Annotated in this window: 19 protein-coding genes; 13 read left to right on the forward strand and 6 right to left on the reverse strand. The window is 71.1% G+C overall.

From position 1 onward, the window contains the following. The first annotated feature begins 64 nt into the window (after positions 1 to 64). Both ACI2LY_RS18165 and ACI2LY_RS18170 read left to right on the forward strand, forming a co-directional pair. Positions 65 to 1,549: a PucR family transcriptional regulator ligand-binding domain-containing protein gene (locus ACI2LY_RS18165; RefSeq protein ID WP_404707998.1), complete on the forward strand. Its 1,485-nt coding sequence runs from the start codon at positions 65 to 67 to the stop codon at positions 1,547 to 1,549. A gap of 80 nt (positions 1,550 to 1,629) precedes the next feature. Next, on the forward strand, positions 1,630 to 2,418 hold the full coding sequence (locus ACI2LY_RS18170) for a phosphatase (protein WP_404707999.1): 789 nt from the start codon (positions 1,630 to 1,632) through the stop codon (positions 2,416 to 2,418). A 67-nt stretch (positions 2,419 to 2,485) separates the two neighbouring features. Here the strand turns inward: ACI2LY_RS18170 and ACI2LY_RS18175 are convergent, their stop codons facing one another. From ACI2LY_RS18175 to ACI2LY_RS18190, 4 genes are all read right to left on the reverse strand, one after another. Next, positions 2,486 to 2,938 (reverse strand): hypothetical protein, encoded by a 453-nt coding sequence (locus tag ACI2LY_RS18175; RefSeq protein ID WP_404708000.1) that lies wholly within the window; start codon positions 2,936 to 2,938, stop codon positions 2,486 to 2,488. 409 nt (positions 2,939 to 3,347) lie between these two features. Then, positions 3,348 to 4,214, reverse strand: a complete 867-nt coding sequence (tesB, locus tag ACI2LY_RS18180) for an acyl-CoA thioesterase II (RefSeq protein WP_393596799.1) — start codon at positions 4,212 to 4,214, stop codon at positions 3,348 to 3,350. Between the two features lie 36 nt (positions 4,215 to 4,250). Next, entirely contained in the window at positions 4,251 to 5,408 is a 1,158-nt protein-coding gene (locus tag ACI2LY_RS18185) for an acyl-CoA dehydrogenase family protein (protein ID WP_404708001.1), read from the reverse strand. A 112-nt stretch (positions 5,409 to 5,520) separates the two neighbouring features. Next, on the reverse strand, positions 5,521 to 6,123 hold the full coding sequence (locus tag ACI2LY_RS18190; protein WP_404708002.1) for a TetR/AcrR family transcriptional regulator: 603 nt from the start codon (positions 6,121 to 6,123) through the stop codon (positions 5,521 to 5,523). An 86-nt stretch (positions 6,124 to 6,209) separates the two neighbouring features. On the opposite strand from ACI2LY_RS18190, the gene ACI2LY_RS18195 reads away from it, so the two are divergent. The 10 genes from ACI2LY_RS18195 to ACI2LY_RS18240 all read left to right on the forward strand — a co-directional run bounded on the left by ACI2LY_RS18195 (position 6,210) and on the right by ACI2LY_RS18240 (position 19,060). Then, positions 6,210 to 7,826 (forward strand): carboxyl transferase domain-containing protein, encoded by a 1,617-nt coding sequence (locus ACI2LY_RS18195; RefSeq protein WP_404708003.1) that lies wholly within the window; start codon positions 6,210 to 6,212, stop codon positions 7,824 to 7,826. Between the two features lie 17 nt (positions 7,827 to 7,843). Next, complete coding sequence (locus tag ACI2LY_RS18200; protein WP_404708004.1) at positions 7,844 to 9,775, forward strand: biotin carboxylase N-terminal domain-containing protein; 1,932 nt, start codon at positions 7,844 to 7,846, stop codon at positions 9,773 to 9,775. Between the two features lie 11 nt (positions 9,776 to 9,786). Next, on the forward strand, positions 9,787 to 10,722 hold the full coding sequence (locus ACI2LY_RS18205) for a hydroxymethylglutaryl-CoA lyase (RefSeq protein WP_404708173.1): 936 nt from the start codon (positions 9,787 to 9,789) through the stop codon (positions 10,720 to 10,722). Positions 10,723 to 10,727: 5 nt separating this feature from the next. Further along, complete coding sequence (locus tag ACI2LY_RS18210) at positions 10,728 to 11,888, forward strand: acyl-CoA dehydrogenase family protein (protein ID WP_404708005.1); 1,161 nt, start codon at positions 10,728 to 10,730, stop codon at positions 11,886 to 11,888. Between the two features lie 118 nt (positions 11,889 to 12,006). Then, positions 12,007 to 13,053, forward strand: a complete 1,047-nt coding sequence (locus ACI2LY_RS18215) for an ABC transporter substrate-binding protein (protein WP_404708006.1) — start codon at positions 12,007 to 12,009, stop codon at positions 13,051 to 13,053. A gap of 42 nt (positions 13,054 to 13,095) precedes the next feature. Then, positions 13,096 to 13,935 (forward strand): siderophore-interacting protein, encoded by an 840-nt coding sequence (locus tag ACI2LY_RS18220; RefSeq protein WP_404708007.1) that lies wholly within the window; start codon positions 13,096 to 13,098, stop codon positions 13,933 to 13,935. A gap of 131 nt (positions 13,936 to 14,066) precedes the next feature. Next, positions 14,067 to 15,509, forward strand: a complete 1,443-nt coding sequence (gene desA / locus ACI2LY_RS18225; protein ID WP_404708008.1) for a lysine decarboxylase DesA — start codon at positions 14,067 to 14,069, stop codon at positions 15,507 to 15,509. Then, complete coding sequence (locus tag ACI2LY_RS18230; protein WP_404708009.1) at positions 15,493 to 16,767, forward strand: lysine N(6)-hydroxylase/L-ornithine N(5)-oxygenase family protein; 1,275 nt, start codon at positions 15,493 to 15,495, stop codon at positions 16,765 to 16,767. The genes desA and ACI2LY_RS18230 overlap by 17 nt, the downstream gene beginning before the upstream one ends. Beyond that, positions 16,764 to 17,294, forward strand: coding sequence for a GNAT family N-acetyltransferase (locus ACI2LY_RS18235; RefSeq protein ID WP_404708010.1), 531 nt, complete (start codon positions 16,764 to 16,766; stop codon positions 17,292 to 17,294). Before ACI2LY_RS18230 ends, ACI2LY_RS18235 begins: the two co-directional genes overlap by 4 nt. Continuing rightward, complete coding sequence (locus tag ACI2LY_RS18240; protein ID WP_404708011.1) at positions 17,291 to 19,060, forward strand: IucA/IucC family protein; 1,770 nt, start codon at positions 17,291 to 17,293, stop codon at positions 19,058 to 19,060. The genes ACI2LY_RS18235 and ACI2LY_RS18240 overlap by 4 nt, the downstream gene beginning before the upstream one ends. Positions 19,061 to 19,131: 71 nt before the next feature. On the opposite strand, the gene ACI2LY_RS18245 is transcribed toward ACI2LY_RS18240, so the two are convergent. Together ACI2LY_RS18245 and ACI2LY_RS18250 are read right to left on the reverse strand one after the other, a co-directional pair. Then, on the reverse strand, positions 19,132 to 20,733 hold the full coding sequence (locus ACI2LY_RS18245; RefSeq protein WP_404708012.1) for a beta-N-acetylhexosaminidase: 1,602 nt from the start codon (positions 20,731 to 20,733) through the stop codon (positions 19,132 to 19,134). A gap of 131 nt (positions 20,734 to 20,864) precedes the next feature. Then, entirely contained in the window at positions 20,865 to 22,436 is a 1,572-nt protein-coding gene (locus ACI2LY_RS18250) for a purple acid phosphatase family protein (RefSeq protein WP_404708174.1), read from the reverse strand. A 164-nt stretch (positions 22,437 to 22,600) separates the two neighbouring features. Here ACI2LY_RS18250 and ACI2LY_RS18255 point away from each other — a divergent pair, with 164 nt between their 5' ends. Further along, a complete protein-coding gene (locus ACI2LY_RS18255; protein ID WP_030816599.1) occupies positions 22,601 to 22,858 on the forward strand; it encodes a hypothetical protein in 258 nt (85 codons plus the stop codon). Positions 22,859 to 22,880 lie beyond the last annotated feature (22 nt).

Genomic DNA, 22,880 nt, shown 5'->3' on the forward strand with positions numbered 1-22,880 from the left:
GAAAGCGACTGCGAAGTGTACGTTTCATCCATATGAACGGGGTGGACAGGAGGATGTGCACACCATGTCGGAGCCAACCACCCCGTCCGTCCCGCCGACCCCGCCCGTGCCGCTCTCCGCGCTGCTGGCCCGCGAGGACCTGGGCCTGCGCCAGATAGCCGGTCCCCCGGCCCCGGACACCGTGATCCACTGGGCGCACACCTCGGAGATGGCCGACCCGTACCCGTACCTGCTGGGCGGCGAGCTGCTGCTGACGGCGGGGGTGCATGTGCCGGAGGCGGCGGGGGCAGGCGCCTACTTCGACGACTACGTGTCCCGGATCGTCGCCGCGGGCGGCGCGGCCCTCGGCTTCGGCCTGGCCCCGGTGCACGACACGGTGCCGCGCGCACTGGTCGCCGCCTGCGACGCGTACGGGCTCCCGCTGCTGGAGGTGCCGCCCCGGACCACGTTCTCCGGGGTCGCCCGCGCGGTGTGGCAGCTGATGGCGCAGGCCCGGCTGGCCGAGCTGCGCCGGATCACGGAGGCCCAGCAGAGCCTGGCCGCCGCCGCCTCCCGCCCCGACCCGGTGCCCTCGGTGCTGCGCCAGCTGGCCCAGCGCCTCTCCGCCCAGGCTCTCCTGTACGCCCCCGACGGCACGGTGATCGCGAGCGCGGGCCGCGCCCCGGTACCGGGCACCCAGGAGGCGCTGCGCCAGCTGACCGGGGTCGTGCGACCGGGCACCGCCCGCGACGCCCCCGCCTCGGCCACCGACTCCCTCGGGGACATCCAGCTCGCCGCCTACGCCCTCGGCGGGAGCAGCGGGTTCGTGCTCGGGGTGGCGACCGGGCGGCGCGAACCGGCCGACCACACCATCGCCTCCGTCGCCGCCGTGCTCCTCTCCCTGCTGACCGGTGAGCACCAGAGCGGGGCGGGCGCGGCCCGCTCCTCCGCGCTGGTCCGGCTGCTGCTGGGCGCGGCCCCGGCGGAGGTGGCCGCGCTGCTCGGCGGTACGGACGGCGCCGGGTGGCTCGTGGTGCACGCCCGGCCGGAGAACGGCACGCCGGACCCGGTGGGCGCGGCCGCCCTCGGCACGGCGCTCGGCTCCCCCCTGATCGACCTGGCCCGTGACGTCGTACGCGTCCTCGTGCCCGCCGGGCGGGAACCGGTCGCGCAGCCCGGCTGGACGCTGGGCGTCGGCGCGCCCGCCGGGCCCGCCGACTGGCCGTCCGCCGACGCGCAGGCCGCCCGCGCGCTGGCCCGCGCCCGCGCCACCCGTACCCCGCTGGTCCGGCACGGCGCCCGGCCCGGGCTGTCGGAGCTGGTGCCGCGCGCGGACGCGGAGGAGCACGCGCGGGCCCTGCTCGCCCCGCTCGCGGCGGGCCCCGCACTCACCGAGACCCTGCGCACCTGGCTTTCCCTGCACGGGAGTTGGGACCGTACGGCGGTCGCGCTGGACGTGCACCGCAACACCGTCCGCCAGCGCATCACCCGCTGCGCGGCCCTCCTCGACACGGATCTGGACGATCCGGACGTCCGCATGGAGCTGTGGTTCGCCCTGCGGCAGGGATAGGTCTACAGAGATCCACAAGGTCCCCCGGAAGAGGGGCGTCCCGGAGACGGCAGATCGTTCGCTGCCCCACAATGGGGGGCATGCCGATATCCGGGACGCCCAGCCGTGCTCAGCTCGTCGACCATCTGGTGAGAACGCGGATCGCGGGGGACGTGGCCACGCCCCGCGAGAACAACCTCTCCCACTACCGCAGGCTGGCCAACGGCGACCGGCACTACTGGCTCGGCCTGGAGCTGGGCGACCGCTGGACCGACGAGCAGGACGTGCTCGCGGTGATGGCCGAGCGGGTCGGCGTGAACGACGACGCCGAGCACCGGTACGGGCAGGACACCATCGACCCGGAGCTGACGGTGGACGCGCTGGAGCGGCTCGCGCTCAGGCTGCGCAAGGCCGCCGAGGACCGGCAGCGGGTGCTGTTCGCCACCGGGCACCCCGGCGGCCTGCTGGACGTGCACCGGGCCACCGCCGCCGCGCTGCGCGCCGCGGGCTGCGAGATCGTCGTCATCCCGGAGCGGCTGCAGACCGACGAGGGGTACGTCGTGCAGTTCGCGGACGTGGCCGTGCTGGAGCACGGCGCGACCCTCTGGCACACCCACTCCGGTGAGCCGATGCGCGCCATTCTCACGGGACTTGAGCGCGAGGGCCGCGACCTGCCGGACCTCGTCGTGGCCGACCACGGCTGGGCCGGGTACGCGGCGCAGCACGGCGTGGACGCGGCCGGGTACGCCGACTGCAACGACCCGGCGCTGTTCCTCGCCGAGTCCGAGGGCACCCTCCAGGTGGCGGTGCCGCTCGACGACCATGTGGTCAGCCCCCGGCACTACGACCCGATGACGGCGTATCTGCTGAGCGGGGCCGAGCTGCTCTGAGCCGGGCCCCGAACGCGAGGTGCGGCCCCCGATGAGGGCCGCACGTCGCGCTCAGATCGCGGTGCTGTCAGCGACCGTGGCCTCCGCCACCGCCGTGACCGCCACCGCCGTGGCCGCCACCGCCGTGGCCGCCGCCACCGTGGCCGCCGCCGTAGCCGCCGCCATGGCCGCCACCGTAGCCGCCGCCGTGACCGCCGCCGTAGCCGCCGTCATGGCCGTAGCCGCCGTGGCCGTAGCCGCCGTGGCCGTAGCCACCCCAGTAGTTGTCGTTGTCGCCCCAGTAGTTCCAGTTCCAGTTGTTGTGGTGACGGTGGTGACGGCCCCAGCCGTCATCGTTCCACCAGCCGCGGTCGTTGTTGTACCTGTTGTGGTGACCGTCCCGGTAGTCCCGGTCGTAGGAGCTGTGGTGCCCGTTCTGGGTCGCCGAAGCGGTGCCCGCGGCGCCCACCGCTGCTCCGCCGGCCAGCAGGAGACCGGTGGCGGACAGGGCGACGAGGCGCCTCGCGCGCGTTGATCGCATGGGAAATTACCTTCCATCTCCATCGTTCTCGCGATCCCGATCTGGGCGCGAGGTGGATGGCCGTCACCGCGAAGAGGAAGATGCGGCACGGTCTTCAGGTATCCGCAGTCTGCTGAGCGGCACGGTCTGGTGCCGCCGACGCCTGCAGGTCACTCGGGAACGCGCTCACGCCCCGGGCGCCGCGGCTGAGGTCCGGGACACCGGAGTCCTCGTCGGCCGGGCAAACCGTGTGCTGCGGCTTTCACTCATAGAGCCTAGTCCCGGATGCGTCGCGCGTCCTGTTGAGCGGTCTACTGAGTGACGGGGCCTCGCAGGCACCAGCCGCACGGCCCGGCACCCCTGGCAACCGAGGGCGCCGGAGACCCCGTGGGCGGGGTCATCTCCGGCGCCCGGCAGCGGAATTGACGCCTCAGCGGGGGACCCGGACCACGCCCTCCTGGACGACGGAGATGGCGAGCCTGCCGTCCGTCGTGTAGATCCGGGCCTGGCCCAGACCCCGGCCGCCGTGCGCGGACGGTGACTCCTGGTCGTAGAGCAGCCACTCGTCGGCGCGGAAGGGGCGGTGGAACCACATCGCGTGGTCCAGGGAGGCCCCGACGACGTCCCCGACGGCCCAGCCGCCGCGCCCGTGGGCGAGGAGCACCGAGTCGAGCAGGGTCATGTCGGAGACGTAGGTGGCGAGGACGACGTGCAGCAGGGGGTCGTCGTCCAGCTTGCCGTTGGCGCGGAACCAGACCTGGCTGTGCGGTTCGCGCGGGGTGCCGAACTCGCCGTACGGCGGCTCGTCCACGTACCGCAGGTCGATCGCCTCGCGGGCCTCCAGGAAGCGTTCCACGACCTCGGGGTCGAGGTGGGCGTAGCCGCGCAGGCGTTCCTGGGACGTGGGCAGGGTGGCCGGGTCGGGCGCGGGCGGCATGGGGGCCTGGTGGTCGAGGCCGTCCTCGTACGCCTGGAAGGACGCGGAGAGGTGGAAGATCGGCTTGCCGTGCTGGACGGCGACCACGCGGCGGGTGGTGAAGGAGCGGCCGTCGCGGATGCGGTCGACGCTGTACACGATGGGCGCGCCGGGGTCGCCGGTGCGCAGGAAGTACGCGTGCAGCGAGTGGGCGGCGCGGTCGGCGGGGACCGTGCGCCCCGCCGCGACCAGCGCCTGGGCGGCGACCTGGCCGCCGAAGACGCGGGGGACGACGGCGGAGCGGGACTGCCCGCGGTAGATGTCCTCCTCGATCCGCTCGAGGTCGAGCAGATCGAGGAGGTCCTGAAGTGCCTGGCTCATGGCGTGTAGTTGTACCGGCCAGTCATTGCGGGGGCCTTACAGGCCCATGTCCTTGGCGATGATCGACTTCATGATCTCGCTGGTGCCGCCGTAGATGCGGTTGACGCGGTTGTCCGCGTACAGGCGGGCGATCGGGTACTCGTTCATGTAGCCGTAGCCGCCGTGCAGCTGGAGGCAGCGGTCGATCACGCGGTGGGCGACCTCGGTGCAGAACAGCTTGGCGGAGGCGGCCTCGGCGGGGGTCAGCTCACCGGCGTCCAGCGCCTCGGTGGCGCGGTCGGCGACGGCCTCGGCGGCGTCCACCTCGGCCTGGCAGGCGGCCAGCTCGAACTTGGTGTTCTGGAAGTGCGAGACCGGCTTGCCGAAGACCGTACGGTCCTGCACGTAACTCTTGGCGAAGCGGACGGCGGCCTTGGCCTGGGCGTAGGCGCCGAAGGCGATGCCCCAGCGCTCGGAGGCCAGGTTGTGGCCGAGGTAGGAGAAGCCCTTGTTCTCCTCGCCGAGCAGGTCCTCGACGGGGACCTTGACGTCCACGAAGGCGAGTTCGGCGGTGTCGGAGGTCTTCAGGCCGAGCTTGTCCAGCTTGCGGCCCACCGAATAGCCCTCGGACTTGGTGTCCACGGCGAAGAGGGAGATGCCGAACCGGCGGTCGTCCTCCTTCGGGGCGGAGGTGCGGGCGCAGACGATGACCTTGTCGGCGTGCACACCGCCGGTGATGAAGGTCTTGGCGCCGTTGAGGACGTAGTGCGTGCCGTCCTCGGAGAGCTTGGCGGTGGTCTTCATGCCCGCGAGGTCCGAGCCGGTGCCGGGCTCGGTCATCGCGATGGCCCACATCTCCTCACCGGTGACGAACTTCGGCAGGAAACGCTTCTTCTGCTCGTCCGTGGCCAGCATCTTGATGTAGGGGAGGGCGAGCAGCACGTGCACGCCGGAGCCGCCGAACTGGACGCCCGCGCGGGAGGTCTCCTCGTAGAGGACCGCCTCGAACTTGTGGCTGTCCATCCCCGCGCCGCCGAACTCCTCGGGCACGTTGATCCCGAAGATGCCCAGCTCGCCGAGCTTGTAGTAGAAGTCGCGCGGAGCCTGACCGGCGGCGAACCACTCGTCGTAGACCGGCACGACCTCGGACTCGATGAAGTCCCGGAGAGTCTCCCGGAACGCCTCGTGATCCTCGTTGAACACCGTACGGCGCACGCCGCCACCTCCACGTACCTCGGCATGACACAGGGCATGTCTAAGCGCTTGCTCAACCGAAGGTACCGGCGAGTACGGAAAGGAGTCCAGGGGGTGGGGACCGTAACGCTCGTCACGCCTGGGCGTCGGCCGCGGCGAACGCCCCCCGTGCCATCCGGTGCAGCAGTGTCGCCGTCGTCGCTCGGCCCGGGAGGGTGCCTGCTCGGCCGAGGTGGGGGGTGGAGTTGAGGAGGCCGAAGACGGAGTGGACGGCGGAGCGGGCGGCGGGTTCCGTCAGGGTGGGGTGGGCCTCGCGGACGACGCCGACCCAGAGTTCGACGTACTGGCGCTGGAGCTGGCGGACGAGCTTGCGGTCGCTGTCGCGCAGCCGGTCCAGCTCCCGGTCGTGGAGGGTGATCAGGGGGCGGTCGTCCAGGGCGAAGTCGATGTGGCCCTCGATGAGGGAGTCCAGCACGGCGGAGGCGCCCGCCCGGCCGTCCGTCTCCGCCAGGCGGCGCCGGGCGCCGGTGAGGAGCTGGCCGCTGATGCCCACCAGCAGCTCCGCGAGCATCGCGTCCTTGCCGGGGAAGTGCCGATAGAGGCCGGGGCCGCTGATGCCGACCGCCGCCCCTATCTCGTCCACGCCCACGCCGTGGAACCCGCGCTCGGCGAAGAGGCGGGCGGCCTCCTTGAGGATCTGCTGCCGCCGGGTCGGGGCGTCGGTTCTGCTGGCCATGCGGGTCATTGTAGACAGGGAGGTTAGCGGTCGTTAACCTGAAGGAAATGCGTTAACGCTCATTAACAAGGTGAGGGGTTCGCAGGATGCACGAGGCACCGGAGCTGACGAGCGCGGCAGACCCCGCGTCGGAGCCCTGGCGGGCCAATGAACAGGCCCATCTCGCCCTGGGCGAGGAACTGCGCGCCAAGCTGGCGGCCGCGGCCCTCGGCGGCGGCGAGAAGGCGCGCGCCCGGCACACCGCGCGCGGCAAGCTGCTGCCGAGGGACCGGGTGGACGCCCTGCTCGATCCCGGCTCCCCCTTCCTGGAGCTGGCCCCCCTGGCGGCCGACGGGATGTACGACGGACAGGCCCCGGCGGCGGGGGTGATCGCCGGGATCGGCCGGGTCAGCGGCCGCGAGTGCGTGATCGTCGCCAACGACGCGACCGTCAAGGGCGGCACGTACTACCCGATGACCGTGAAGAAGCACCTGCGCGCCCAGGAGGTGGCCCTCGACAACCGCCTGCCCTGCGTCTACCTGGTGGACTCCGGCGGCGCCTTCCTGCCCATGCAGGACGAGGTCTTCCCCGACCGCGACCACTTCGGCCGCATCTTCTACAACCAGGCCCGCATGTCCGCGGCAGGCATCCCGCAGATCGCCGCCGTCCTCGGCTCCTGCACGGCCGGAGGCGCGTACGTCCCGGCGATGAGCGACGAGGCGGTGATCGTCCGCGACCAGGGCACGATCTTCCTCGGCGGCCCCCCGCTGGTGAAGGCCGCCACCGGCGAGGTCGTCACGGCGGAGGAGCTGGGCGGCGGCGAGGTCCACTCCCGCGTCTCCGGCGTCACCGACCACCTCGCGGAGGACGACGCGCACGCGCTGAGGATCGTGCGGAACATCGTCGCCACCCTCCCCGCGCGCAAGGACGCCCCCTGGGAGGTGACCCAGGCCGTCGAGCCCAAGGTCGACCCCTTCGGGCTGTACGGCGCGGTCCCGGTCGACTCCCGCACCCCGTACGACGTCCGCGAGATCATCGCGCGCGTGGTGGACGGCTCGCGGTTCAGCGAGTTCAAGTCCGAGTTCGGCCAGACCCTGGTCACCGGCTTCGCGCGCATCCACGGCCACCCGGTCGGCATCGTCGCCAACAACGGCATCCTGTTCTCCGAGTCCGCCCAGAAGGGCGCCCACTTCATCGAGCTGTGCGACCAGCGCGGCATCCCGCTCGTCTTCCTGCAGAACATCTCCGGCTTCATGGTCGGCAAGGACTACGAGGCGGGCGGCATCGCCAAGCACGGCGCCAAGATGGTCACCGCCGTCGCGTGCACCCGCGTGCCGAAGCTGACGGTCGTCGTCGGCGGCTCGTACGGCGCGGGCAACTACTCGATGTGCGGCCGCGCCTACTCCCCCCGCTTCATGTGGATGTGGCCCGGCGCCAAGATCTCCGTCATGGGCGGCGAACAGGCCGCCTCGGTGCTCGCCACCGTCAAGCGGGACCAGCTGGAGGCGCGCGGCGAGGAGTGGCCCGCCGAGGACGAGGACGCCTTCAAGGCACCGATCCGCGCGCAGTACGAGGGCCAGGGCAGCGCCTACTACGCGACCGCCCGCCTCTGGGACGACGGCGTGATCGACCCGCTCCAGACCCGTCAGGTGCTCGGACTCGCCCTGACCGCCTGTGCCAACGCGCCGCTGGGAGAGCCCCGGTTCGGCGTCTTCCGGATGTGAGAGGGAGGGGAACTTCCGTGTTCGACACAGTGCTGGTCGCCAACCGGGGCGAGATCGCCGTACGGGTCATCCGTACGCTCCGCGCGCTCGGCGTGCGCTCCGTGGCGGTCTTCTCCGACGCCGACGCCGACGCGCGGCACGTCCGGGAGGCCGACACGGCCGTCCGGATCGGCCCGGCCCCGGCCGGGGAGAGCTATCTGTCGGTGGAGCGGCTGCTCGAGGCCGCCGCCCGCACCGGCGCCCAGGCCGTCCACCCCGGCTACGGCTTCCTCGCCGAGAACGCCGGTTTCGCGCGCGCCTGCGAGGAGGCGGGGCTCGTCTTCATCGGGCCCCCGGCGGACGCCATCGCCCTGATGGGCGACAAGATCCGCGCCAAGGAGACGGTGGCGGCGTACGGGGTACCGGTCGTGCCGGGCTCCAGTGGCAGCGGGCTGACGGATGCCGAACTGGCCGACGCGGCGCGGGAGATCGGCACCCCCGTGCTGCTCAAGCCCTCGGCGGGCGGCGGCGGCAAGGGGATGCGTCTGGTGCGGGACGTCTCCGCCCTGGAGGAGGAGATCGCGGCCGCCCGCCGCGAGGCCCGCGCCTCCTTCGGCGACGACACCCTGCTGGTGGAGCGGTGGATCGACCGCCCCCGGCACATCGAGATCCAGGTGCTGGCCGACGGCCACGGCAGCGTGGTCCACCTCGGCGAGCGCGAGTGCTCGCTCCAGCGCCGCCACCAGAAGATCATCGAGGAGGCGCCCAGCGTCCTGCTCGACGAGGCGACCCGCGCCGCGATGGGCGAGGCGGCCGTACAGGCGGCCCGCTCCTGCGGCTACCGGGGCGCGGGCACGGTGGAGTTCATCGTGCCGGGCAACGACCCGTCCTCGTACTACTTCATGGAGATGAACACCCGCCTCCAGGTCGAGCACCCCGTCACCGAGCTGATCACCGGCCTGGACCTGGTCGAGTGGCAGCTTCGGGTGGCGTCCGGCGAGCCGCTGGGCTTCGCGCAGGAGGACGTGACGCTGACCGGGCACGCGGTGGAGGCCCGTATCTGCGCCGAGGACCCCTCCCGCGGCTTCCTCCCTTCCGGCGGAACGGTCCTGCTGCTGGCCGAGCCCCAGGGCGACGGCGTCCGCACCGACTCCGGGCTCAGTGAGGGCACCGAGGTCGGCAGCCTGTACGACCCGATGCTGTCCAAGGTGATCGCCTACGGCCCCGACCGCGCGACCGCCCTGCGCAAGCTCCGCGCCGCCCTCGCGGAGACGGTCACCCTGGGCGTCCCGACCAACGCGGGCTTCCTGCGCCGCCTGCTCGCGCACCCCGCGGTGGTGGCGGGCGAACTGGACACCGGGCTGGTGGAGCGCGCGGTGGACGACCTGATCCCGTCCGGAGTGCCGGAGGAGGTCTACGAGGCTGCGGCCGCCGTACGCCTGGAGGAGCTGCGCCCCACGGGCGACGGCTGGGTGGACCCCTTCTCGGTGCCGGACGGGTGGCGGCTGAGCGGGACCCCGAAACCGGTGTCCTTCCCCCTGCGGGTCGCGGGACTCGAACCCGTCACTCGGGCCGCCCGTGCCGCCGAGGTCACCGATGACCGGGTGACCGTCACCCTGGACGGCGTCCGCCACACCTTCCACCGCGCCGCCGACTGGCTGGGCCGCGACGGCGACGCCTGGCAGGTGCGGGACCACGACCCGGTCGCCGCCTCGCTGAGCCGGTCCGCGCACGCGGGCGCCGACTCGCTGACCGCGCCCATGCCGGGCACGGTGACGGTGGTGAAGGTGGCCGTGGGCGACGTGGTCGAGGCCGGGCAGAGCCTGCTGGTGGTGGAGGCGATGAAGATGGAGCACGTCGTCTCCGCCCCGCACGCGGGCACGGTCGCCGAACTCGACGTGACCCCCGGCAGCACGGTCGCCATGGACCAGGTGCTGGCCGTCATCGCGCCGAAGGAGGAGTCCGAGTGAACGCGCTCCCCATGGTCGTCCCCGAACCCGGACTGCCCGCGCGGGTCCGCATCCACGAGGTGGGCGCGCGGGACGGGCTGCAGAACGAGAAGACGGCCGTACCGACCAAGGTGAAGGCGGAGTTCATCCGTCGGCTGCGCGAGGCGGGCCTGACCACGATCGAGGCGACGAGCTTCGTGCACCCCAAGTGGGTGCCCCAACTGGCCGACGCCGAGGAGCTGTTCCCGCAGCTGTCAGACGTGGACGCCGAACTGCCGGTGCTGGTGCCCAACCAGCGCGGCCTCGACCGGGCCCTCGCGCTCGGGGCGCGCCGGATCGCGGTGTTCGCCAGCGCGACGGAGTCCTTCGCCAAGGCCAACCTCAACCGCACGGTGGACGAGTCGCTGGCCGTGTTCGAGCCGGTGGTGCGGCAGGCCAAGGACGCGGGCGCCCATGTCCGCGGCTATGTGTCGATGTGCTTCGGCGACCCCTGGGAGGGCGCGGTACCGCTCCCTCAAGTGGTCCGGGTGTGTGCGGCCCTGAAGGACATGGGCTGCGACGAGCTGAGCCTCGGCGACACCATCGGCGTCGCCACCCCGGGCCAGGTCCGCGCCCTGCTCACCCTGCTGAACGAGGCGGGCCTGCCCACGGCCGAGCTGGGCGTCCACTTCCACGACACCTACGGCCAGGCGCTCGCCAACACCTACGCGGCGCTCCAGCACGGCGTCACCACGGTCGACGCCTCCGCGGGCGGCCTCGGCGGCTGCCCGTACGCCAAGTCCGCCACCGGCAACCTCGCCACCGAGGACCTGGTGTGGATGCTGCGCGGCCTCGGCATAGAGACCGGCGTCGACCTCGAAGCGCTGACCGCCACCAGCGTCTGGATGGCGGAACAGCTCGGCCGACCGAGCCCCTCCCGCACCGTCCGCGCCCTCGGCACCACGACCCAGCCCGACAAGGACCAGTGATCAGCATGGACCACCGCCTCAGCCCCGAGCTGGAGGAACTCCGCCGCACGGTGGAGGAGTTCGCGCACGACGTCGTGGCGCCGAAGATCGGCGACTTCTACGAGCGGCACGAGTTCCCGTACGAGATCGTCCGCGAGATGGGCCGGATGGGCCTGTTCGGGCTGCCGTTCCCCGAGGAGTACGGCGGGATGGGCGGCGACTATCTGGCGCTGGGCATCGCGCTGGAGGAGCTGGCCCGGGTCGACTCCTCGGTGGCCATCACCCTGGAGGCGGGCGTCTCGCTCGGCGCCATGCCGATCCACCTGTTCGGCACCGAGGAGCAGAAGGCCGAGTGGCTGCCCCGGCTGTGCGCGGGCGAGATCCTGGGCGCGTTCGGGCTGACCGAGCCGGACGGCGGCTCGGACGCGGGCGCGACCCGTACGACGGCCCGCCTCGACCCGGACACCGACGAATGGGTCATCAACGGCACCAAGTGCTTCATCACCAACTCCGGCACCGACATCACCGGCCTGGTGACGGTCACGGCGGTCACCGGCCGCAAGCCGGACGGCAAGCCGCTGATCTCCGCGATCATCGTGCCCTCGGGCACCCCCGGCTTCACGGTGGCCGCCCCCTACTCCAAGGTCGGCTGGAACGCCTCAGACACCCGTGAGCTGTCCTTCCAGGACGTGCGCGTCCCCGCCGCCAACCTGCTCGGCGAACAGGGCCGCGGTTACGCGCAGTTCCTCCGCATCCTGGACGAGGGCCGCATCGCCATCGCCGCGCTGGGCACCGGGCTCGCCCAGGGCTGCGTGGACGAGTCGGTGCGATACGCCAAGGAGCGGCACGCCTTCGGCCGGGCCATCGGCACCAACCAGGCCATCCAGTTCAAGCTGGCCGACATGGAGATGAAGGCGCACACCGCCCGCCTCGCCTGGCGCGACGCGGCGGCCCGCCTGGTGGCGGGCGAACCCTTCAAGAAGGAGGCCGCCATCGCCAAGCTCCACTCCTCCACGGTCGCCGTCGACAACGCCCGCGACGCCACCCAGATCCACGGCGGCTACGGCTTCATGAACGAGTACCCGGTGGCCCGCATGTGGCGCGACTCCAAGATCCTGGAAATCGGCGAGGGCACGAGCGAGGTCCAACGCATGTTGATCGCGCGGGAGTTGGGACTGACCGGCTGACCTCGGAGAACACCCCGACGGGGGCGGACGCCCCAGCCCTGGACAATGAGCAAGGTTAGGCTAACCTTGCTGCGAATTGGTCAGGCGGTGTCCGCCCCGGTCGAAAGCAGTCATATCCATGTCCCACACCCGTGCCACCCACCCCACTCGTCGCGGCATCCTCGCCGCGGGCGGCGTTCTCGGTCTCGGCGTCGCGCTTGCCGCGTGCGGTGACGACAAGGGGAAGAGCGGTGGCTCCGAGGGGCAGGCCAAGCCCGGCAAGTCCGGCGCGTGGAGCTTCAAGGACGACCGCGGCCAGACCGTGAAGCTGGACTCGGTCCCCACGAAGATCGTCGCGTTCACCGGTGTCGCCGCCGCGCTGTTCGACTACGGCGTCGAGGTCAAGGGCGTCTTCGGCCCGACCAAGACCAAGGACGGCAAGGCCGATGTGCAGGCCGGTGACATGGACGTCAGCAAGCTGACCGTCTTCGGCAACGTCTTCAACCAGTTCAACGTCGAGGAGTACGCGGCCTTCGCCCCGCAGGTCCTCATCACCACGACCTTCGACCCCCAGGGCACCCTCTGGTACGTGCCGCTGGAGTCCGCCGCGAAGATAGCCAAGCTGGCCCCCAGCGTCGCCGTCTCGGTCTACGACCGCCCGCTCACCGGCCCCCTCCAGCGCGTGTGGGAGCTGGCCGAGTCCCTCGGCGCCGACATGAAGGCCGCCAAGGTCACCGACGCCAAGAAGCGCTTCGAGGCGGCCGCGGCCCGGCTGCGCAAGGCGGCCAAGTCCCGCCCCGAGATCCGGGTGATGGCCGGTTCCGCCGCGCAGGACGCGTTCTACGTCTCCGGCACCAACCTCTCCGCGGACCTGGAGTACTTCAAGTCCCTCGGCGTGAACTTCATCGAGCCCTCCGAGGCGGCCAAGAAGCCCACCGGCGGCTGGTTCGAGACGCTGAGCTGGGAGAACGTCGACAAGTACCCGGCCGACGTCATCATCATGGACGACCGCTCGGTCGCCCTCCAGCCCGCCGACATCACCAAGGCCACCTGGAAGAAGCTGCCCGCCGTCAAGGCCGGCCAGGTCATCCCCCGCGCCGCCGAGCCGATCCTGTCCTACGACAAGTGCGCGCCGCTGCTGGAGAACCTCGCCAAGGCCATCGAGACGGCCAAGAAGGTCGGCTGACCCCTGCCCGGATAAATCCTTCCTGACGTTCAGGAGCCCCGCATGACGACGGCCGTAGCCGCCCCGTTCCGTTTCTTCGCCCTCCAGGTGGCCCGGACGAGGCGGCTCGGTCCGTCTCTGCTCCGGGTCACCTTCACCGGCCCCGAGCTGACCGAGTTCCACTCGCTCGGCCGCGACCAGTCCCTCTCGCTGTTCCTGCCGCAACCGGGCCAGCGCGAGCCCGCGGTGCCGCTGGAGCTGGGCGACGACTGGTGGCACGGGTGGCGTGAACTCCCGGACGACGTACGGGCGGTGATGCGCTCGTACACCCTGCGGGCGCTGCGCCGGGACCCGGACGAGATCGACATCGACTTCGCCCTGCACGGCACCGAGCCCGGCGCCCCGGTCCCGGCCGGGCCCGCCTCCCGCTGGGCCGCCGGGGCCGTCGCGGGCGACCGGGTGCTGTTGCTCGGCCCGGCGATCGCCGACAACCGGGCCATCCGGTTCCGGCCGCCGGAGGACACCGACCTGATCGTCATGTGGGGCGACGAGACCGCCGTACCGGCCGCGACGGCCGCACTGGAGTCGCTGCCGCCGTCGGCTCGGGTGCGTGCCTGGCTGGAGGTGCCGCACGCCGGGGACATCCAGGACGTGCGCACCGAGGCGGACGCCCGCATCACCTGGCTGGTACGGCGGGAGGGCGCCCCCTCGGCTGTGGAGGCCCTGCGCGCGGCCGAACTGCCCCCGCACACGAACCCGTACGTCTGGCTCGCGGGCGAGGCCGGACAAGTACGGGAGCTGCGGCGGCACTTCGTCGGGGAGCGCGGCACCGACCGGCGGCGGGTGACCTTCGTCGGTTACTGGCGGCGGGGGCTGACGGAGGAACAGCTGCGCGCCGCGTGAGGGGCGGCTCCCCCGGAGTGACGGCCGTCACGGGAGGGGCGTGATCAACGGACTCCGACTTAGGTTAGGCTTACCTAAGTTGAAGCCGCGGAACTTCACGCCCCCTCGTGTTTCCCTCGGAGGACCCCCTCATGCGCTCGCACCTGCTCAATGGCCTCACCGCGGAGTCGTACCGCCGCTCCGTGACCGAAGGAGTAGAGCGGGTGGCGGCCAAACTCGCCACCGCCGCAAGCCCGTTCACCGGTGTCACGGTCGACGACCTCGCTCCCCGCGTCGACTCCGTCGACCTCGACCAGCCGCTCGGCGACACCGCGGCCGCGCTGGACGAGCTGGAGGAGGTCTACCTCCGCGACGCCGTCTACTTCCACCACCCCCGCTACCTCGCGCATCTCAACTGCCCGGTCGTCATCCCGGCCGTGGTCGGCGAGGCCGTGCTCTCCGCGGTCAACTCCTCGCTGGACACCTGGGACCAGTCGGCCGGAGGCACGCTCATCGAGCGGAAACTGATCGACTGGACCAACGCCCGCATCGGCCTCGGACCCGCCGCCGACGGTGTGTTCACCTCCGGCGGCACCCAGTCCAACCTCCAGGCCCTGCTGCTGGCCCGCGAGGAGGCCAAGGCCGAGTCCTACGGGCACCTGCGCGTCTTCACCTCCGAGGTCAGCCACTTCAGCGTGAAGAAGTCCGCCAAACTCCTCGGCCTCGGCCCGGACGCGGTCGTCGTCATCCCGGTCGACCACGACAAGCGGATGCACACCCTCGCGCTCGCCCGCGAGCTGGAGCGCTGCGTCCAGGACGGGCTGGTCCCGATGGCCGTCGTCGCCACCGCGGGCACCACCGACTTCGGCTCCATCGACCCGCTCCCCGAGATCGCCGAACTCTGCGCGCAGTTCGGGACGTGGATGCACGTGGACGCCGCCTACGGCTGCGGACTGCTCACCTCGCTGAAGCACCGCGGCCGCATCGACGGCATCGAGCGCGCCGACTCGGTCACCGTCGACTACCACAAGTCCTTCTTCCAGCCGGTGAGCTCCTCCGCCGTGCTGGTCCGGGACGCGGCCACCCTGCGGCACGCCACCTACCACGCGGACTATCTGAACCCCCGCCGCATGGTGCAGGAGCGCATCCCCAACCAGGTCGACAAGTCCCTCCAGACCACCCGCCGCTTCGACGCCCTCAAACTGTGGATGACGCTGCGCGTGATGGGCGCCGACGGCATCGGCGAACTCTTCGACGAGGTCTGCGAACTGGCCCAGGAGGGCTGGCGACTGCTGGCCGCCGACCCGCGCTACGACGTGGTCGTGGCGCCCTCGCTGTCCACCCTGGTCTTCCGCTACATCCCGGCGGACGTCACCGACCCGGCCGAGATCGACCGCGCCAACCTGTACGCCCGCAAGGCCCTGTTCGCCTCCGGCGACGCCGTGGTCGCGGGCACCAAGGTCGGCGGCCGCCACTACCTGAAGTTCACCCTGCTCAACCCCGAGACCACCGCGGCCGACATCGCCGCCGTCCTCGATCTGATCGCCGGCCACGCCGAGCAGTACCTGGGAGAGTCCCTTGACCGCGCTTCCTGAAGCCAGCCCCGTCCTTGACTTCGTGGGGATCGGCCTCGGCCCCTTCAACCTCGGCCTGGCCTGCCTCACCGAGCCCATCGAGGAACTGAACGGCGTCTTCCTCGACTCCAAGCCCGACTTCGAGTGGCACGCCGGAATGTTCCTGGACGGCGCCCACCTCCAGACGCCGTTCATGTCGGACCTGGTCACCCTGGCCGACCCGACCTCGCCGTACTCCTTCCTCAACTACCTGAAGGAGAAAGGCCGCCTGTACTCGTTCTACATCCGGGAGAACTTCTACCCGCTGCGGGTCGAGTACGACGACTACTGCCGCTGGGCCGCGAACAAGCTGACCAGCGTCCGCTTCAGCACCACGGTCACCGAGGTGACGTGGGAGGACGGGCTCTACGCGGTGCACACCGACACCGGTGACACCTACCGCGCCAAGCACCTGGTCCTCGGCACCGGCACCCCGCCGTACATCCCGGAAGCCTGCGAGGGCCTGGGCGGCGACTTCATCCACAACTCCCGTTACCTCGCCCACAAGGCGGAGCTGCAGAAGAAGCGCTCCATCACCCTGGTCGGCAGCGGGCAGTCGGCCGCCGAGATCTACTACGACCTCCTCAGCGAGATCGACGTCCACGGCTACCGGCTCAACTGGGTCACCCGCTCCCCGCGGTTCTTCCCGCTGGAGTACACCAAGCTCACGCTGGAGATGACCTCCCCGGAGTACATCGACTACTTCCACGCGCTCCCCGAGGACACCCGGTACCGGATCACCGCCCAGCAGAAGGGCCTGTTCAAGGGCATCGACGGCGAGCTGATCAACGCGATCTTCGACCTGCTCTACCAGAAGAACCTCGGCGGCCCGGTCCAGACCCGCCTGCTCACCAACTCCTCGCTGCACAGCGCCTCTTACGACCACGGCACGTACACCCTCTCCCTCCGCCAGGAGGAACAGGGCAAGGACTACGAGCTGGACAGCGAGGGCCTGGTGCTGGCCACCGGCTACCAGTACCGCGAGCCGGAGTTCCTGAAGCCGGTCCGCGACCGCCTGCGCCACGACAGCCACGGCAACTTCGACGTGGCCCGCAACTACGCCATCGACGTCACCGGCCGGGGTGTCTTCCTCCAGAACGCCGGTGTCCACACCCACAGCATCACCAGCCCCGACCTGGGCATGGGTGCCTACCGCAACGCCTACATCATCCGCGAGCTGCTCGGCTCGGAGTACTACCCGGTCGAAAAGACCATCGCTTTCCAGGAGTTCGCCGTATGACCTTCTCGATCCGCCCGCTCGACCCCCTGAAGGACGCGAGCCTGGTGCACGGCTGGGTGACCGATCCCAAGGCCGCGTTCTGGATGATGCAGGACGCGAAGCTGGTGGACGTCGAGCGTGCCTACATGGAGATCGCCGCCGACGAGCACCACCACGCCTTCCTCGGCCTGGACGACGGGGTGCCGGTGTTCCTGATGGAGTCCTACGACCCCGCGCACCGCGAGCTGGCCGGGCTGTACGAGGCCCAGCCGGGCGATGTGGGCATGCACTTCCTGGTGGCGCCCACCGACACCCCCGTGCACGGGTTCACCCGGCGGGTCATCACCGCCGTGATGGCGGAGCTGTTCGCGGACCCGCGCACCCTGCGCGTGGTCGTGGAGCCCGATGTGCGCAACACCGCCGTGCACGCGCTGAACGAGGCCGTCGGGTTCGTGCCCGAGGGCGAGATAGAGAAGCCGGAGAAGCGCGCCTTGCTGAGTTTCTGCACCCGGGAACGGTTCGAGACGGCGACGGGGGTGGCGGCATGACCCTCGCCGACTCCGTGGCCCACCTCTCCCCCGAGCGCTGGGAGAAGGCCAACCGCCTGCTGATCCGCAAGGCGCTCTCCGAGTTCGCGCACGAGCGCCTGCTCACCCCCGAGCCGGAGGGCGAGGAGTACGTCGTCCGCGGCGACGACAAGCTCACCTCGTACCGCTTCTCCGCCGTGCGCCGGGGCCTGGACCACTGGCAGGTGGACGCCGACTCGATCACCCGGCACCGCGAGGGCGAGGAACTCCCGCTCGCCGCACTGGACTTCTTCATCGAGCTGCGGGAGACCCTGGGGCTGAGCGAGGAGATCCTGCCGGTCTACCTGGAGGAGATCTCCTCCACCCTCTCCGGCACCTGCTACAAGCTGACCAAGCCGCGCATCAGCGCGAAGGAGCTGGCGGGCGCCTCGTTCCAGGACATCGAGACCGGGATGACCGAGGGCCACCCCTGCTTCGTGGCCAACAACGGGCGGCTCGGCTTCGGTGTCCAGGAGTATCTGGCGTACGCGCCGGAGACCGCGAGCCCGGTGAAACTGGTCTGGCTGGCCGCGCACCGCTCGCGCGCCGCGTTCACCGCCGGGGCGGGCGTCGAGTACGAGGAGTTCTTCCGGCGCGAGCTGGGCGAGGCCACCCTGGAGCGGTTCCGGGGCGTGCTCACCGAGCAGGGTCTCGACGCGGACGACTATCTGCTGATCCCGGTCCACCCCTGGCAGTGGTGGAACAAGCTGAGCGTGACCTTCGCCGCCGAGGTGGCCCGCCGCAACCTGGTGTGCCTGGGCGAGGGCGACGACGAGTACCTGGCCCAGCAGTCCATCCGGACGTTCTTCAACCGGACACACCCCGAGAAGAACTATGTGAAGACGGCGCTGTCCGTGCTCAACATGGGCTTCATGCGCGGGCTTTCGGCCGCCTACATGGAGGCGACCCCGGCGATCAACGACTGGCTGGCCCGGCTGATCGAGAACGACCCGGTGCTCACCGCGACCGGCCTCACGATCATCCGCGAGCAGGCGGCCGTCGGCTACCGGCACCTGGAGTACGAGCGGGCCACCGACCGCTACTCCCCCTACCGCAAGATGCTGGCCGCCCTGTGGCGCGAGTCCCCGGTGTCCCGCCTCGCCGAGGGCGAGTCGCTGGCGACGATGGCGTCCCTGCTGCACACCGACCACGACGGCGCCTCCTTCGCGGGCGCGCTCATCGAACGCTCCGGCCAGGCACCCACCGACTGGCTGCGCGACTACCTGCGCGCCTACTACGTGCCGCTGCTGCACAGCTTCTACGCCTACGACCTGGTGTTCATGCCGCACGGCGAGAACGTCATCCTGGTGCTGGCGGACGGCAAGGTCCGGCGCGCGGTGTACAAGGACATCGCCGAGGAGATCGCCGTCATGGACCCGGACGCGGCCCTGCCGCCGGAGGTGCGGCGCATCCGGGTGGAGGTGCCCGAGGACAAGAAGCTGCTGTCGATCTTCACGGACGTCTTCGACTGCTTCTTCCGCTTCCTCGCCGCCGACCTGGCCGCCGACGGCGTGCTCACCGAGGACGAGTTCTGGGACACGGTCGCGGAGATCACCCGCGCGTACCAGGAGGCGAACCCGCAGCTGGCGGAGAAGTTCGAGCGGTACGACATGTTCGCGCCGGAGTTCGCGCTGTCCTGCCTGAACCGGCTCCAGCTGCGGAACAACAAGCAGATGGTGGACCTCGCCGACCCGTCCGGCGCGCTCCAGCTCATCGGCACCCTGGAGAACCCGCTCGCCGGGCGCTGAGGGGCCGTGACCAGACCACGGGCACCCCGGAGACGGTCCTCCGGGGTGCCCGTACCCCTGTCACCGTGCCATCAGCCCGTCGGCCAGGGGACCTGCGGCGAGCGGTAGTAGGTGATGCCGAGGGCGTCCCAGCGCGGGGCCTGCGCGGCCAGCCGCACCCGGTAGGCGTCCCAGTCGTGGGTGGTGGCCGGTGACCAGCCCAGCTCCGCCACGCCCGGCAGCCTCGGGAACGCCATGTACTCGAGGTCGGCGGATTTCTTCAGCGTCTCCGACCACAGGGGAGCCTCGACACCCCTGATCGCCGAGGCGGGCGCTCCGTCGAGATAGGCGCCCGGGTCCCAGTCGTAGGACCGCCGCACCTCCACCAGTCCCGCCCAGTCCAGGCCGAGCGGGGTGTCCTGGGTGTACTTCATGTCGAGGTAGACCCGGTCGGCCGGGGACAGGATCAGCCCGGTGCCGTTCCGCGCGGCCTCGGCGACCTGCGCCTTCTCCGCCGCGCTGGTGCCGTCCAGGCCCCAGTACTGGGCGAGGGCGCCCTTCACCGGATGGGCGCCGGTGAGCTGGTGCCACCCGATGGCCGTCTTGCCGTACGTGGCGACGAGCGGCTGCACCCGGTCCATGAACGTCACGTAGTCCGCGTGGCTGGTGGAGTGCGCCTCGTCACCGCCGATGTGCAGATAGCGGCCCGGGGTGAGCGCGGCCAGCTCGCGGATCACGTCGTCCACGAAGTCGTAGGTGACCTCCTTGGACACGCACAGCGAGCTGAAGCCGACCTGGGTGCCGGTGTAGAGCGGGGGCGCCACGCCGTCGCAGTTCAGCTCGGCGTAGGAGGCGAGGGCGGCGTTGGTGTGGCCGGGCATGTCGATCTCGGGGACGACCTCGAGATAGCGGTCGGCCGCGTACCGGACGATCTCCCGGTAGTCGGCCTTGCTGTAGTGGCCGCCCTCGCCGCCGCCGACCTCGGTGGAGCCGCCGTACGTGGCCAGGCGCGGCCAGGAGTCGATGGCGATGCGCCAGCCCTGGTCGTCGCTGAGGTGCAGATGCAGCTCATTGATCTTGTAGAGGGCCAACTGGTCGATGTAGCGCTTGACCTGGGCGACGGTGAGGAAGTGCCGGGAGACGTCCAGCATGGCGCCCCGGTAGGCGTAGCGCGGGCGGTCCACGACGGTACCGCCCGCGATCTGCCAGGGGCCGGGCTGGACGGTCTTCTTCTCGACGGCCGCGGGCAGCAGTTGGCGCAGGGTCTGCACGCCGTGGAAGAGGCCGGCGGGGGCGGCGGCGGTGAGGGTGACGCCCCCGGCTCCGCTGTGCAGCCGGTACCCCTCGGCGCCCAAGTCGCCCTTCTGGAGGCGGAGTCGGATGCCTCCGCCGCCGTGGTCGGTGAGCGGCAGCGGATAGCCGGTGGAGGGCCGCAGGATGCCGGTGAGGTAGGCGCCGATCCGGCGGACCTCGGCGGAGCCGTCCACCCGGACGGCGGTCGCGCGGGTGATGCGGTACGGGGTGCCGCCCGGCTCGACCGAGGCGGGCGCCGGGACCACCCGGTCCAGCGCGGGCGGGGTGGCCGCCTGCGCGGCGGGGGTCGCGGTGAAGGTGAAGACACCGGCCGCCGCGACCAGCAGCAGTGATCCGAGGATTCGGGTCGTTCGGGGAGTGGTGCCGTGGTGCAGTCTCACATGCGCTCCCTTCGGATTTGGTCGAGACCACTCTCCCGTAGATCCGGTGAAACGATCCCGCCCGTCCCGGCCAACCATCCGACGGGGCGGCCCTCAATCGACGGTGAGGACCGCCCGCCCCGCCCGCTCCGCTACTTCGCGCGGCGGGCCACCGTGAAGTGGTCGACGCGCTCGCCGGTCTCGGCGATGCCGGACACGGTCAGCGTGGTGTGCCGACCCCTGGGCGCGGGGGTGACGTCCACGCGCAGGAACGAGTAGTCGAGGTAGCGCACCCGGGACCAGGCGACGGTCTCGGGCTTCTTGCCGTCCTTGAGGTTGACGAAGGAGGAGACGGACTCGACCTCGCGCTCGTGCCCCTCGTAGGTGTCGGGCGCGGTGAAGGCGTACAGGCTGCGCCCGGCCGCGCCCGCGGTGACGTAGACGACGCCCTCGGTCTCGGGGTAGGCGGTGCCGCCGATCGGGAGCTTCTTGGTGACCGTGTCGCCCTTGATCACGTCGGTGCGCTCGTACTGGTGGTTGTGGCCGTTGATGACCAGGTCCACGGTGTACTTCTCGAACAGCGGCACCCACTCCTGGCGCACCCCGCCCTCGGAGGCGTGGGCGGTGGAGGTGCAGTAGGCGCAGTGGTGGAAGAAGACGACCACGAAGTCGACGTCCCGCGCGGCCCGGTACTTCTTGAGCTGCGCCTCCAGCCACCTGGTCTGCGTGCCGCCGGAGATGCCGAGGTTGGCCGGGATCTCGTAGGAGATGTCGTTGGCGTCCAGCGAGATCACGGCGGTGTTGCCGTAGACGAAGGAGTAGACGCCGGGGAGGTTGGCCGCGTCGGGGCCGTTGTCCGGGAGGGACCAGCGGGCCTCCTCGCCGCCGTAGCCGTTGGGCGAGTACCAGGCTTCCATGTCGTGGTTGCCGTAGGCGGGCATCCAGGGGATCTGCTTGGCGACGGACTCGGTCTGGTGCAGGAACTGGTCCCAGGTGCGGGAGTCGAAGCCGGTGTCGGCGGTCTTGCCCGCGCCGGAGGGGTCGCCGTAGGCGATGTCGCCCGCGTGCAGGTGGAAGGCGGGGTTCTGGCCGAGGATCAGGGCGTTGTTGGCGAGGCCGTGGTAGCCGACGCCCTCGTCACCGAAGGCGGTGAAGGTGAAGGGCGCCTTGTGGGCGGGGGCGGTGGTGAAGGTGCCGAGGGTGCCGAGCAGGTGGGGCTCGGCGGGGTCGAAGCCGTGGTGGCCGACGCCGTAGTAGTAGGTCTGGCCGGGGCGCAGGTGGCTGAGCCGCGCGTGCACGTAGTACTGGGTGTGGTCGCCGCTCGCGCCGACCCCGGCCGGGGTGTACAGCGCGCGGACCTCGGCGTCGATCTTGCGGGAGAGGTCCCAGGGGTGGGCGCCGATCCGGATGAAGGGGCGCTTCACCGCGACCGGGACCTGCCAGGAGACGGTGACCTCGGTGCGCGGGTCGTTGCCCCAGGCGAGATGGCGGCCGAAGGGGGCGGCCAGCGCGCCGTCCACGTGCTCGGTGCGGCGCGGCGCCGGGGCCGTCGGGGTCGCGGCGGCGGCCGGGGTCGCGGCGCCGGGTACGAAGGCGCCGCCCGCGACCGTGCCGAGGGTGACGGCGCCGCCCCTGATCAGGGTGCGCCGGGAGAATCTGCTCCGCAGGTACTCGTGCCGCTCGGCCATGCTCATCCGCTCGGCCAGCTTCTCGGGTACGCCCATACGAGGAATGTCCATGGCCAGCAAACTCGTGGGCGGCGGCAACGCGGTCCGGGACGGCGAGTGGACACCGGGCGAACAGCACACCATGAGCACGCCAACAGGCGCTTGCCCGGAATCGGGCACGATTCTTGCGAAACCGGCGTCCGTACCCGAAGATCTACCGGGTGCACGAGGAACTTGTCGATCATTTGACGCGCTCCACCCCGCTCAGCCGGGGCGAGGCGCTGCGAGTGATACAGGACGTGCTCGCCTTCTTCGACGAGACGACCCAGGACTACGTCCGTCGTCGACACCGAGAACTGCAGGCCCAGGGCCTGCAGAACGCGGCGATCTTCGAACGGATCGATGCGGACCTGAAATACCGCGCGGTGGCGCCGCCGGAGCTCACGCTCAGGCAGCTGCGCCGCATGGTCTACGGCTGAGAAGCCAGGGTGAGGGAGCTAT

It is taken from the genome of Streptomyces sp. NPDC002176, assembly GCF_044903645.1.
Taxonomy (GTDB): Bacteria; Actinomycetota; Actinomycetes; order Streptomycetales; family Streptomycetaceae; genus Streptomyces.